Annotated in this window: 12 protein-coding genes; 2 read left to right on the top strand and 10 right to left on the bottom strand. The window is 35.9% G+C overall.

Annotated features, from left to right (window positions below):
* Positions 1 to 27: 27 nt before the first annotated feature.
* Together H8S00_RS07685 and H8S00_RS07680 are read left to right on the top strand one after the other, a co-directional pair.
* Positions 28 to 498, top strand: a complete 471-nt coding sequence (locus H8S00_RS07685) for a hypothetical protein (RefSeq protein WP_118590198.1) — start codon at positions 28 to 30, stop codon at positions 496 to 498.
* Between the two features lie 177 nt (positions 499 to 675).
* Positions 676 to 1692 (top strand): 3'-5' exonuclease, encoded by a 1017-nt coding sequence (locus H8S00_RS07680; protein WP_207721410.1) that lies wholly within the window; start codon positions 676 to 678, stop codon positions 1690 to 1692.
* 52 nt (positions 1693 to 1744) lie between these two features.
* Here H8S00_RS07680 and H8S00_RS07675 read toward each other — a convergent pair whose 3' ends face one another.
* The 10 genes from H8S00_RS07675 to H8S00_RS07630 all read right to left on the bottom strand — a co-directional run bounded on the left by H8S00_RS07675 (position 1745) and on the right by H8S00_RS07630 (position 12415).
* Positions 1745 to 2482, bottom strand: a complete 738-nt coding sequence (locus tag H8S00_RS07675; protein ID WP_186840358.1) for a tyrosine-type recombinase/integrase — start codon at positions 2480 to 2482, stop codon at positions 1745 to 1747.
* Positions 2483 to 2508: 26 nt separating this feature from the next.
* Complete coding sequence (locus tag H8S00_RS07670; RefSeq protein ID WP_186840357.1) at positions 2509 to 3960, bottom strand: D-alanyl-D-alanine carboxypeptidase family protein; 1452 nt, start codon at positions 3958 to 3960, stop codon at positions 2509 to 2511.
* 243 nt (positions 3961 to 4203) lie between these two features.
* Entirely contained in the window at positions 4204 to 4818 is a 615-nt protein-coding gene (locus tag H8S00_RS07665; RefSeq protein ID WP_186840356.1) for a V-type ATP synthase subunit D, read from the bottom strand.
* A gap of 80 nt (positions 4819 to 4898) precedes the next feature.
* Positions 4899 to 6281, bottom strand: coding sequence for a V-type ATP synthase subunit B (locus tag H8S00_RS07660; protein WP_021953590.1), 1383 nt, complete (start codon positions 6279 to 6281; stop codon positions 4899 to 4901).
* A gap of 12 nt (positions 6282 to 6293) precedes the next feature.
* Positions 6294 to 8060, bottom strand: a complete 1767-nt coding sequence (locus H8S00_RS07655; protein ID WP_186840355.1) for a V-type ATP synthase subunit A — start codon at positions 8058 to 8060, stop codon at positions 6294 to 6296.
* Positions 8061 to 8071: 11 nt separating this feature from the next.
* Positions 8072 to 8644 carry a V-type ATP synthase subunit E gene (locus H8S00_RS07650; RefSeq protein WP_118590208.1) on the bottom strand — a complete coding sequence of 191 codons (573 nt, stop codon included), beginning with the start codon at positions 8642 to 8644 and terminating at the stop codon, positions 8072 to 8074.
* A gap of 16 nt (positions 8645 to 8660) precedes the next feature.
* On the bottom strand, positions 8661 to 8969 hold the full coding sequence (locus tag H8S00_RS07645) for a V-type ATP synthase subunit F (protein WP_186840354.1): 309 nt from the start codon (positions 8967 to 8969) through the stop codon (positions 8661 to 8663).
* Between the two features lie 21 nt (positions 8970 to 8990).
* Positions 8991 to 9413: an ATP synthase subunit C gene (locus H8S00_RS07640; RefSeq protein ID WP_021953586.1), complete on the bottom strand. Its 423-nt coding sequence runs from the start codon at positions 9411 to 9413 to the stop codon at positions 8991 to 8993.
* Between the two features lie 27 nt (positions 9414 to 9440).
* The gene (locus H8S00_RS07635) at positions 9441 to 11360 is read right to left on the bottom strand and encodes a V-type ATP synthase subunit I (protein WP_186840353.1); all 1920 of its coding nucleotides are present in this window, start codon (positions 11358 to 11360) and stop codon (positions 9441 to 9443) included.
* On the bottom strand, positions 11360 to 12415 hold the full coding sequence (locus tag H8S00_RS07630; protein WP_186840352.1) for a V0D/AC39 family V-type ATPase subunit: 1056 nt from the start codon (positions 12413 to 12415) through the stop codon (positions 11360 to 11362). Before H8S00_RS07630 ends, H8S00_RS07635 begins: the two co-directional genes overlap by 1 nt.
* Between the last annotated feature and the right edge of the window lies 1 nt (position 12416).

The following is a 12416-nucleotide window of genomic DNA, read 5'->3' as shown; positions in this document are numbered from 1 at the left end:
AAATTATGATATATTGAGGTGAATAAGATGAAATACATTATTAATACAAATATGTCTAAAGAACAGTGTATAGAATATACAAAAGAAAATCTGCCTAAATTAGGAAACTACAGAAAAGCCAATTTTTTTGGGAGAGTCAATAATAAGGGCTTTAAAATATCAATTAATGGAAGTACGGAATATTTTATTAGGCAAAATATCGCAAGACCGGTAAATGTGGGACGATTTGAAGAAACAGAAAATGGTGTGGTTATTCATGTTACACAAATGATATCATTACCATTTTTTGCAATGTGTTTAATGACATTTTTATTTTTGCTTTTTACTTTATTGACTATAATTTTAGATGGAATTGATGAAAGTAATATGGAAATAATAAAAACTGAAGGAATTACATCATTGTTTTTTTTGCTTTTTACGCTCATTATGATAGGCATATTTAAAGGTTATGAGAGAAAAGATATGGAAGAGGTAACCGAAATATATAGTGGAAAGTAAAATACAAAATTCACAATTATACATAGCTGATTTATAAAAGAAAATTTCACTGTAAGATGCGGGAGTGGAATTTAAAATTTTAATTTTGGGTGGTTATACCCAAAAACGTCGCAAGTTGAAATATTACTACAATCGTAGTATAATTATCTGATATAAAACTAAATATGGAGATTGATAATGGACTATATTGTAATGGATTTAGAGTGGAATCAAAATCCATATGGAAAAAGTAATTATTATCCGGACCTGCCATTTGAAATCATAGAAATTGGTGCAGTGAGAGTTAGTGAGGACAGAGAGATACTGGATTCTTACCAACAGGTTATAAGACCAAGAGTATATAAGAAACTTCATTATAAAATTCGGGAAATAACTCATTTTACTGAAGAAGAATTGAAGGAAGGAAAGGATTTCAAGAGAGCAATTATTGAATTTCTTGACTGGTGCGGAGATGATTATATGTTCTGTACATGGGGTTCTATGGATTTAACGGAACTCCAGAAGAATATGAAACATTACAGGTTAGAGAGAGTGCTGGATTTCCCATTATTTTTTGTGGATTTGCAGAAAATGTTTAGTTTGCGATATGACGATGGACATATGAAACGAACTCTCACAAGTGCTGTTGAATATTTGAAAATTGATGAGGATCATGAATTCCACCGGGCTTTGAGCGATGCCTATTACACGGCCAGAGTTATGCAGACCATGGACTTTGACAAATATAAGAACCGATTATCTATTGATACATTTTATTCACCTAGAATTAAGGAAGAAGAGATTTTCGTTAGGTTTGATGAGTATACCAAGTTAGTAACAAGGGAATTCCTTTCTAAAGAAGAAATGTTCGAAGATAAAGATGTAAGCGACATGAAATGTAATAAATGTGGCAAATATTTGAAAAAGGAACTGGATTGGTTTTCCGACTGTGGAAAGACTTATTATTGCTTAGGAAAATGTGCCGTGCATGGTTATGTCAGAGGAAAGATTAAGATAAAGAAAGTGGAAGATGACAGTTTCTTTGCAATTAAAATTATGAAATCCACTGACGAAGAAGGGGCGAAAAGTATTTACGACAAACAGGAATCTATTAGGGAAAAGAGGCGTGAGAGAAGACAGAGGTCTCTGGATAAAGAAATCGTCATAGATGAGTTATGGGATGAAAATGAGGATGAAAATGAGGATGACGATTAAATAAAAAAGTAGCTGTATATCCGAAAAGGATAAGCAGCTACTTTTTTGTTTATTATTTAGTTTCCTTATAATTCTCCATAAGAGCTTCAAGTTCTGTTAAAAGACAATCAACTTTACCATAGAATGAATCGTTGTTCATAGGATCGTCGAATTTGTCACGGATTTCAGTTACCGCATCAATAACAGCATTAAGACGTTTCTTACCACTACCATTTAAGTAAAGCATATAACGGCTCTTTTCATTTTCCTGTGGAGTCATTTTCTTTAAAACAACCTGCATATTAGGTTTTTCTCCAATAAAACGGTATGTGATAGATGGAGAAGCATGGTTAAATAAATTCTGAAGATAGTAAATATCTCCTGTTTCATTGTAATATTTCCATGCAAATGTTTTTCTCATGGTCTGAGCTCCAATAGAGTTAAGTCCGATGCTATGTCCGGCTGCACGAAGAACTCTGTATGCCTGTTCTCTTGAAAGAGGCTTGTTAGAACTGTTATGTCCTAATATTAAGTAAGAATCCGGATCCTTACCTTCTGTGAAAGTATGGATTGTTTTCTTTAAATCTTCCGGAACCTTAAAAATGTTCTTAATGTTCTTTGTTCCAATTTCAACAGTTATTTCATCTTTGTCTCTTACATCCTTAACCTTAAATGAAAGAATGTCCTGAAGCTGAAGTCCTGTGCCTACACCAACTTCAAACATGATGTAGTACTTATAGTCAACTTCTTTAAGTGCGTTGCCAAATAGACGAAGTGTGTCTTCGTCCTTAATAGGTGCTACCCAATTCATAATATTAATACCTCCTAAATTAATAATCAGCGATTTCTATTTCGTTTATTCGCTCTTATTTTATTTAATCTTCTATGCTGCATAACAATGATTAATATTAAAATAACAACAATTACGATACCAATAATAATAGGCAGTAGAATTTTTGGTACCTTGAAGTTAGATTTCTTTGAATTATCACTATTTGCGGCTGCAGTTTTATTTTCAGTGTCTAAAGCGGTTGTGCTTTGTACACTTTCTGAACTTAAGTTTGTGGTTCCACTTTCAGCAACAGAAGTTGTAGATGACTCGTTTGGGGTATCTGCAACGGTATTAGTGTATTTAATACCAGCTGTTCCTACAGATTTTGAACCATATTTGTAAGTAATAGTTGCAAATTTATCATTAGAAATTCCAAAGGATATTTCAGATGTTAAATCTGCAAACTTTACTTTTTTAGGAATAACCACACAGGCGGAATCATCTATGGAAATGCTGCTATTGTCGTTACAGAAAGGTGATTTCAAAGTAACACTTTCTGTATTTTTGAAACGGGAATCGTTTTGGGCAACATTAACCTTGTGAAAATTGTCAAAGCCGTAATCAAGTAAAGCCTTGGTGTCATAGTAAACATTGTTACCATTTGAGTTAAGCACAACTGTAATAAGAGTCATGCCGTTTCTCTCGGCAGAGGTAACAAGGGTTGTCCCGGACTGATTAGTAAATCCGGTTTTTCCACCAATAATTCCATCGTAGTAAAATCCGCTGTAGCGTCTAACCATTTTATGACGCTGGTAAGAATTAAAATTTTCTTTTCTTTTGTTATTCTTTTTAATTGTATATTCTGATGTGTTAATAATGTCTCTGAAAGTCTGATATTTAAGAGCATCACGCATTATCATAGCCATGCCATATGCCGTAACATAGTGATTTGGGTCATGAAGACCGTTGGCATTGGCAAAATGAACTCCTGTGGCACCGGCTTTTTCGGCACGCTCATTCATCATTTCAGCAAATTCCTTTGTGGAGCCGGCAATGTGTTCGCCAAGTGCGGTGGCAACTTCATTGGCGGATGTAAGCATTAATGCGTATAAGCAGTCCTTAACAGATAACTTTTCACCAATTTGACAACCGGCATTGGCATCACCATATTCTAATCCGTTAATGGCATTTTTTGAAAAAACTACTGTTTCATCTAATTTGCAATTCTCTATTGTTAAAAGTGCCGTCATTATTTTTGTAATGCTGGCAGGATACATTTTTTTGTTACACTTTTTATCATATAAAATAGTACCTGTGGATGCATCAATTAATATAGCAGATTCACCGTATAAAGTAGGTGCCTTAGGCCAATTGGTGCTTGTCTTCTTAGGGGCTGCAGAAACATCTGCAATTCCTAATCCGGTGTTAGAATCAGTAATTGGGATAAAAATATTTCCCAGAACCAGCATCATAATAAGCAATGCTGATAGAAATTTTTTAAATCTATATGTAATCATTGTAATCTCCAAAATATAATCATATAAGTTACATTTTACATAAAATAAAGGCAAAATGCAATTAATTTACAAAATATTTTTAATAAATCATATATTGAATAAAAAAATAATGATAAAAAGGTAGTGGAAATAAATAGTTGTATGTATATAATATTGACGTAGTAAAGGGTAAATTATAGCATAAGAATAATAAAAAACAGTAACTAATGAACAGTTAATATTGTCCAATGGTTACTGTTTTTTTTATTTAACCCTTGATTTTATAACCTTAAGTCTTGTAAATTCCTCACGTTCCTTTTCTTCCAAAGCATTTTCAATGGTTTTTACTAATGCTTCATAGCTTGGAATGGTTATATTCTTAAGGGCGTTGGCACGCTTTTGGGTTTTCTTGATATTGTAAGCAAGACGATAAGCGGCATTTTCAATCATGGAAAGTCTGATGGTTAAATCCTTAACCTTCTCAAAACAGGATTTTGCCATATCAAGGGATTCCGTAGTGCCATAAAAAGAATATACGGGGTTTCGGATTTCTTCCTTATGTCTTACAAGAGGGATTTCCGTACCCATAACACTTCTTGATTTTATCCTTATGTCATTCTCAGGAGTAACGTTAAAAGCAAAAGTTTCCACGTTTTTAATTCCCAGTTCAATATTTGCCTTTTCAAGAGCGCTATAGGCTTCCCTAAAGGTCATATCAATTTCTGTTTGAATACCTTTTGCTTTTTCGTTAAGATCCATTATTTCACGAATGAGAATATTTCTTTTTTTGTCCATTAGCTCAAATCCCTGTTTTGCAAGGGTAAGGGAGCTTTTTGCGGACATCAAATTACCTTTTGTAGGTACTGTGTTTAAATTCATAATAAACCCACTCCTATTTTAGTAAGTGTATAATTACCAAAAGTGGTGTAATCACATTTAGCAATTTAAGTGGAAAAACTTTAATTTTCTCCAAATGCATCATAGTATTTATCCAGTATCTTTGTGTCAATTCTATCAAGTTCTTCTTTAGGAAGAATATGAAGAAGCTTCCAGCCAAGATTTAATGTTTCAATAATATTTCTGTTTACTCCAAGACCCTGACCTACAAATTCAGTCTCAAAGGCTTTACCAAATTCAAGGTATTTCTTATCTGTTGGAGATAATTCATCTTCACCGATAACTGAAGCAAGAGCTCTGGCATCACCTACTTTGGCGTAAGCCGAAAACAGCTGGTTTGCAACATCCTGATGATCATCCCTTGTAAATCCTTCACCGATACCGTCCTTCATAAGTCTTGAAAGAGACGGAAGAACATTAATAGGAGGATAAATTCCCTGCCCATTTAATGAACGGTCTAAAGTAATCTGACCTTCCGTAATATATCCTGTAAGGTCAGGAATTGGATGAGTAATATCATCATTTGGCATTGTAAGAATCGGAATCTGGGTTACGGAACCTTTGGCACCTTTAATAATGCCGGCACGCTCATAAATTGTAGCAAGTTCACTGTACAAATATCCCGGATAACCTTTTCTTGAAGGAATTTCCCCTTTAGAAGAAGATACCTCACGCATGGCTTCTGCATAGGTTGTCATATCAGTAAGAATTACAAGAATATGCATATCTTTTTCGTAGGCAAGATATTCTGCAACTGTCAGGGCAACCTTAGGGGTAATAAGACGTTCTACAACAGGGTCATTCGCCATGTTAAGGAACATAACGGTATGTTCTAAGGCACCGGATTCCTCAAAAGACTTTTTGAAAAAGTCAGCAACATCATTTTTTACGCCCATGGCAGCAAACACAATGGCAAACTTTTCATCACTGTCTCCTAAGGAAGACTGATTTACCAATTGGGCTGCAAGCTGGTCATGTGGAAGTCCGTTGCCGGAAAAAATAGGCAGCTTCTGTCCACGAATCAATGTGGTAAGTCCGTCTATGGCGGAAATACCGGTTCTTATATAGTTTCTGGGATATTCACGGCTTACCGGATTTAAAGGTTTGCCGTTTACATCACGCTTTTCGCCATTGATAGGTGAAAGACCGTCAATAGGGCGGCCAATACCGTTAAAAGTACGTCCTAAAATGTCAGGAGAAAGGGCAATTTCCATAGGGTGTCCTGTAAGCTTGGTATGGGTATTGGTAAGAGACATACCCTCCGAGCCTTCAAAAACCTGAATTATTGCCTTATCCTCATATATTTCAATAATACGTCCAAGACGTTTTTCCTCACCATCATTAATGGAAAATTCAACAATTTCGTCAAAAGCCGCATCCTTTACACCTTCTAATGCAACAAGTGGTCCATTAATTTCACTTAATCCTAAATATTCTATAGCCATATGGTACCCTCCTTATGCATTCTCTTCCATTATTTCTGAATAGAAGTTATTAATAGCGGTTGTATAATCATCAAACATACCTAATTTATCATTAGGAACATCATATTTTATGGCAATAACCTTTTCAAAAATCTTATTTTCCTTTAAAACTGACATTGGCATACCGTATGAAATAAGACTTGATGCCTTGTCATATAAATAAAGTATGGTTTTCATCATAAGTAGCTGTTTTTTCAGCGGAACGCAGGTATCCTGGTCATGAAATGCATTCTGCTGTAAAAATCCCAGTCTTATAACTCTTGCAATTTCCAAAGTAAGCTTCTGGTCATCCGGCAAAACGTCACTACCAATAAGCTTTACAATTTCCATTAAAGAACTTTCCTGATTAAGCAGGGCAAGTATTTTAGCTCTGCATTCGGTAAAATCAGGGCCTACATTTGTGTTGTACCAGTTGGCAAGTTCGTCCACATATTCACTGTAGCTTGTAAGCCAGTGAATGGCCGGGAAATGTCTTGCGTAGGCAAGGGATTTGTCAAGACCCCAGAAACAACGTACGAAACGTTTGGTATTTTGTGTAACCGGTTCCGAAAAATCACCACCCTGAGGTGAAACTGCGCCAATAATACTAATGGAACCTTCAGTTCCGTTAAGGTTTTCCATATAACCGGCTCTTTCGTAGAATGCCGAAAGACGGCTGGCAAGATATGCCGGGAAACCTTCCTCAGCAGGCATTTCCTCCAAACGTCCTGATAACTCACGGAGAGCCTCAGCCCATCTGGATGTGGAATCAGCCATAATTGCAACGTGATATCCCATATCCCTGTAATATTCTGCAAGAGTAATACCTGTATAAATAGAAGCCTCTCTGGCTGCAACAGGCATATTACTTGTATTTGCAATAAGTGTTGTTCTATCCATTAAAGGATTGCCGGATTTCGGGTCGATAAGTTCTGAAAATTCCTCAAGAACCTGAGTCATTTCATTACCACGCTCACCGCATCCGATATAAATAATAATATCTGCATCAGCCCACTTGGCAATCTGATGCTGGTTCATGGTTTTTCCGGTACCAAAACCTCCCGGAATGGCAGCAGTACCGCCTTTTGCCAATGGGAATAATGTGTCCATAATTCTCTGACCTGTAACAAGAGGCTGTGTTGTTCCATAGCGCTTTGCAATAGGTCGTGGCTGTCTGATAGGCCATTTCTGGGTAAGAGAAAGGTCTACAATAGCTCCATTTTCTTTCTTTATAGTAACGATGGTGTCGTTAATGGTATATTCACCATCTTCAGCCACATCAATAACTGTTCCTTCGATGTATGGAGGAACCATTGATTTGTGGACAATAGCCCGGGTTTCCTGAGTTTCCGCAATGATTGTACCGCCGGAAACATATTCTCCCACGGAAACCTTAATCTGAACCTTCCATTTCTTTTTAGTATCAAGGGAATCTACACTGACACCTCTTGAAATAAAGGCTCCTGACTGTTTTTCTATTTCACTTAAAGGTCTTTCAATACCATCAAAAATATTATCAAGTATGCCGGGAGCCAGTGTAACGAAAATAGCACTGTCAGTACCATACACCAATTCTCCGGGTTTAAGACCACTGGTTTCTTCGTATACCTGAATTGTAGTCATTTCTGAAGTAAGTCCGATTACCTCACCAACTAATCTTTCAGAACTAACGTAAACCATTTCGCCCATTTTAAAGTCTGTTTTTCCTTTAATATAAACGACAGGCCCGTTAATGCCATATATAATACCTGTTTTTTCCAATTGGCTGCCTCCTACAATGTAATTGCGAATTTTTCCTGTTCTTCCATAAGCTTTGTCTTAAAAGAATAGTCTATCAGAATATTTTTATCAGGAATAATGCTTCTTGTGCCTCCAAGAAAATCCTTATCATAAACCTGTATATTGCAGTTAAAATCTGATTTTAATTCATCAAGTAAAGCTGAGTCATTTGAATCAATATAAACCGTAAGCTCAGAATCACCATATTCATCTAAAACAGACTGTATCTGATGCTTAATGTTTGCAATGTATTCAGGAGTAGTTCTGTAATCAGCAATTTTTTTACGGACAATGTCAAAAACTTTAACTTTAATTTCAGACTGTTTTTTTGTTAAATCCTTTTTTATTGCCATTTGGGAAGACGCAAGCTGCTTTTTGCAATCAGACTTAACCTGATTAATTCTTGCACGCTTTGATTCTTCTGCAAGTCGTTTAGAATTGTCCTTATAGACCTCTAAATCATCGTCTAAGGATTTTTTGTAGCTACTTAATGATTCAGCACTTTGATTATTGGCACTTTCAAGGGAAATCATCCTGAAGTGTTCCATCTTTTCTTCTATAGTCATTGGCGCCACATCCTTTCTAAAGTTTTATTCCAATAGCTTCATTAATGTAATTGGTAATGAAGTTTGGCTGTCTTCCTGAACCGTGACGGTCAGGAATTTCCACTAATAGAGGGCGTTTCCTGTTAAGTTTGATATCATCAATTATTTCAGGAATTTCAAAACTTAATTTTTCCGTAATAAGCAGAATACCGAGATGTTTGTCTTCTAAAATCTTTTCAACTGCCTGTTTTGTCTCTTTGCGACCATGTACAACTTCACCTTCAACTCCGGCAAGGCGCATGCCTGTTAAAGTGTCTACATTATCGCTAATTAAATACATATTCATATACGCCTCCAAAAACGTTATTTATGCAACGTGTGTTAAAATAAGGAAAGCAACGATAAATCCCCAAAGAGCAATACCTTCTGCAAGGGCTACAAAGATAAGGGCTTTACCGAAAATGCTTGAATCTTCGCTTAATGCACCAAGAGCTGCACTGGCTGAGCTTGCAACGGCATAACCTGAACCTATACATGAAAGTCCAATGGCAAGACCGGCAGCAATAAGACCGATACCACTTGAAATAGTAGAATCTGAAGCTACTTTAGCACTGGCAGTGTTTGTGAATAAGAAAACAGTTGCAAAAAGAAATACGCTAAAGAATGTAATGCAGTTAGTAAGCATTGTTCTTTTAAAACGACCTTTACTCTGCTCACCTACAAAATAAACAATAATTGGAAGTACAATTGTAAGTACTAAAGCTACTAAAAATAAAATACTAATTAACATGTTAATTTCCTCCTGGTTTTTATGTTTTTATTTATTATTCTTCCTAAATGGAACAAATTCACGTCCGCTTCCATCATAAAAACGTCCGAAAATTTCATAATATTCAAGACGGAGTACCTGTATTCCAACAACAAGTCCCTCCATACCTAAAACAATAATGTTTCCAATAATGACTACAAGTATATTTGGCATGCCACCATTTTCCGCACCGGCTAAGGTCATAACAACCTCCATCATAGCTGCGTGACTTATGGCAAAAACTCCGATACGCAAAAAGGATAGAGCATTTGACAAATAAGTTATAAGGTAGTCAAACAATTCAAAAAACGCTGTTGCCGCAAAAATTCCTGCCGATTCATCTATAGGCTTTTTCTTTGCAATTAAATTCTTAAGAGGTTCCTCAAAGAATATTAAAGCAAGGGGAACAACAAACATTATTATAAGTAACACTGTTCCCGGCAACGGCTTTCCTGTCATGTAAAGTAAAATAACTGCTATAACGCTGGCGTAAAAGATAAAACCGGTTACGGCATTAGGCCCAAACAATGCCTTGCCAAGGTTTTTCTGCTTTATAGCATTGGCAATATTAAGCACCATGGTGGTTAATATAACAAACGAACCAAAGAGAAATGCTGCTACAAGAACAATATTAATTTCTCCTAAAAACGGTAGCGTTACCATGGATTTAAGAGGGCTTATGACGGAATCAAACTCAAATCCGAAAAAGCTTCCAAACAGGGCACCGAATATACAGGAGCTTACTCCTGCGGCACAGACAATTCCTGCCAAATCCATTTTTTTAACTTTGTATAAAATAGCTCCACCAATAAAAAGGCATAGCCCCTGACCTAAATCACCAAACATTATGCCGAAAATAAAGGCATAGGTTATGGTTAAAAATAAAGTAGGGTCAAATTCGTTGTAAGCCGGAAGTCCGTACATTTTTACAAACAATTCAAAAGGCTTTACAATTTTTAAATTCTTTAATTTTGTTGGTGGCTTAGTTTTATGCTCCGTGACATCATCGCTGACAATGCACACAATATTTACATCGTCGTCGGTTTCCTTCTGGAGTTTTTTTGCCTCCTTAGTTGCCATCCATCCACATAAAACCTGAAAATTCACACCGGATTCCCTTGTAACCGCTGATAATTTCCTTACGTCAAAATTACTATATGCAGTTTCTATTCGTCTGATAGCGGAAACAAGTTTAGTTTTGCTTTCTTCAATAACGTCGTTTATGGAATCTTCCTTTGCCTGAACCTGCTTTTGCAAATCTTCTTTCTGACTTAAAATATTTTCACATTCCTTGTCAGGAAAATCCTTATATTTTTTTGCAATGGCAATTTCATCAAAATTTATGTTCTTAAAATCTTTTGCAACTTCTTCAAAATATTCATTAGGTGCAAAAAATACCCCGTAAACATATTCCGTTTCTGCTAAAGTAGTAATAAAAATTGCGTTAATATCAGGGTCAAGGTACGACTCAAACTTATCAAAATTGACTTTTGGAATTTTGCCAAAACGGTATTTGAAAAAATCCATATCATAAATTCCCTTTAATGTGTAATTAAGCCCTTTAAATGGGGCAAGGGAGTTGAAGTCGGCATCAAGAGCCTGAATCTGAGTATTAAGCTTTGAAATCTCATCCTCTATGTCTGAAAGCCTGTCATCAATTTTATCTATAAAGCCTTCAGCACTTTTAATACTGATATTTTCAATTTTTACCTTTTCAGGGTTCTTCACAAGTCCCATAAGTTCGTGACTTTTGTTAAGGGCATCCTTAAAAGGATTTTCCTCGTTGTAAGTGGTGAACTGGTCGGAAGAACTAAATTCTGCCAAAGCATTTTCTAAGTGAATATCATGCTTACTTAAATAGTGGGTTACGAGATAATCGATTTCATTTTTGGGACCGGCTAAAGTCACAAAACTCATTTTTTCAATCATTACAAAACCCCTTTCTTTTGATTAATGTATCGGGTAATGACTTCCGGAGAATATCCGTATCTTATACACTCCATTGCTGTTACTACCTTTGCAACCTCCAAATTTTTTAGGTGGAAGTATGCATTTATGGCTGCTAAGGAGTATGGAGCAGTTCGGAAATCTTCCATATATATAGTATTTAAAATTCCACCAAACTGGGACTCCATTGATTCTCCCGGCTCAAACCCGTAAGTACGTCCGTAATAGCTCTTGTTTACTAACTCAAAAAATACCTCGTTATTTTCAGCTTCTACCATGGCTTTTATGTCGTTTCTCTCAATATTGTGATAAATGGGTATCAGAAACGAATAAATCTGGGAATCTGTTACCGTGTAGTATTTTTTACAGCGGTAAATCCAGAGAATGTTTAACAAATCCACCTGAGAACCGAAGGAATCCAGGAAGTATTTGCATTCACCCTTTGGAATAAATTTATTTTTGTTGCCCCACACATAATTGAAAAAGAAAAGGTCTAAGGACATTTCGTAATCAAAAAGTGTAGGGCTGTCAAGTTCGTAAACCTTTCTAATTGTTTTTTCATAAACAGAGCCTGAAAGATTGTTTACAAATTCCTCCATGTTGGAGGAGTTTATAAGATTATCTATGTCAAACTTTGAATGTCGCTTGAAATGTTTATCAACAAGGACAGGAATAGTTGAATTTCTGCTGTCCATAATATTTCGCATGGATGCCTTTAAAGTGGCAATTTCGTACTTCATAAAATAAAATTCCAAATATCGTTTTTGCATGTTTCCGGCAAAATGGAATATCTTAGAAAAATCATAGTATGTTGAAAAGGTCATGCGGCTTTCCACATCTCCACGATGGGCTGTGGAAGCATCTAAATCCGACAAAACATCTGCATATGATGGAAAGGTTTGCAGATAACTGATTAAATCAGGAACGGTTTTTAAGTTTGCAATCTCATCATATTCAGACTGGGAAATAAGACCTTTTTTCATTGCCCTTATTTTGGTAGTCATGCCACTGTAAGCCACTAATTTTCCGTTTCTCATA

The organism is Eubacterium segne, from assembly GCF_014287775.1.
GTDB classification, from domain to species: domain Bacteria; phylum Bacillota; class Clostridia; order Lachnospirales; family Lachnospiraceae; genus Eubacterium_G; species Eubacterium_G segne.
This window is presented reverse-complemented; position numbering and strand designations above follow the sequence as displayed.

What these genes read in the sequence shown, in the direction of transcription:
- H8S00_RS07665 (WP_186840356.1), bottom strand. Translation starts at nt 4,818, where the DNA reads ATGAATTTAAACACAGTACCTACAAAAGGTAATTTGATGTCCGCAAAA.
- H8S00_RS07675 (WP_186840358.1), bottom strand. Translation starts at nt 2,482, where the DNA reads ATGAATTGGGTAGCACCTATTAAGGACGAAGACACACTTCGTCTATTT.
- H8S00_RS07660 (WP_021953590.1), bottom strand. Translation starts at nt 6,281, where the DNA reads ATGGCTATAGAATATTTAGGATTAAGTGAAATTAATGGACCACTTGTT.
- H8S00_RS07630 (WP_186840352.1), bottom strand. Translation starts at nt 12,415, where the DNA reads ATGAGAAACGGAAAATTAGTGGCTTACAGTGGCATGACTACCAAAATA.
- H8S00_RS07635 (WP_186840353.1), bottom strand. Translation starts at nt 11,360, where the DNA reads ATGATTGAAAAAATGAGTTTTGTGACTTTAGCCGGTCCCAAAAATGAA.
- H8S00_RS07640 (WP_021953586.1), bottom strand. Translation starts at nt 9,413, where the DNA reads ATGTTAATTAGTATTTTATTTTTAGTAGCTTTAGTACTTACAATTGTA.
- H8S00_RS07650 (WP_118590208.1), bottom strand. Translation starts at nt 8,644, where the DNA reads ATGACTATAGAAGAAAAGATGGAACACTTCAGGATGATTTCCCTTGAA.
- H8S00_RS07645 (WP_186840354.1), bottom strand. Translation starts at nt 8,969, where the DNA reads ATGAATATGTATTTAATTAGCGATAATGTAGACACTTTAACAGGCATG.
- H8S00_RS07670 (WP_186840357.1), bottom strand. Translation starts at nt 3,960, where the DNA reads ATGATTACATATAGATTTAAAAAATTTCTATCAGCATTGCTTATTATG.
- H8S00_RS07685 (WP_118590198.1), top strand. Translation starts at nt 28, where the DNA reads ATGAAATACATTATTAATACAAATATGTCTAAAGAACAGTGTATAGAA.
- H8S00_RS07680 (WP_207721410.1), top strand. Translation starts at nt 676, where the DNA reads ATGGACTATATTGTAATGGATTTAGAGTGGAATCAAAATCCATATGGA.